1 protein-coding gene is annotated in these 293 nt (G+C 64.5%); it reads right to left on the reverse strand.

What is annotated here, in order from left to right:
* Positions 1-13: 13 nt before the first annotated feature.
* A partial coding sequence (locus EN807_RS34585) for a YciI family protein (protein ID WP_135938095.1) occupies positions 14-293 on the reverse strand: 280 nt, incomplete at its 5' end.

The following is a 293-nucleotide window of genomic DNA, read 5'->3' on the forward strand; positions in this document are numbered from 1 at the left end:
CAGGCAAGTTCGGTCATACGGCAACCCCGGTGGGATTGAAGACGGACACCGGCCTGATCTCATACGAGCCGCCGCTGGGGTTGACCTCGGAGAGTTCGCGGGCGAATTCCACGGCCTCGTCGAGATCGTCGCATTCGAGCGTGTAGAAGCCGAGAAACTGCTCCTTGGTCTCGGCGAACGGCCCGTCGATGACGACCGATTCGCCCTTGACCTTGCGCAGCGTCGTCGCCGCCGTCGTCGGCAGAAGCCGCGCCACCGGACCAAGCCGGCCAGCCTGGGCATACTTATCCTGG

Origin of the sequence: Mesorhizobium sp. M5C.F.Ca.ET.164.01.1.1 (assembly GCF_004792125.1) — a bacterium.
Taxonomy (GTDB): Bacteria; Pseudomonadota; Alphaproteobacteria; order Rhizobiales; family Rhizobiaceae; genus Mesorhizobium; species Mesorhizobium wenxiniae.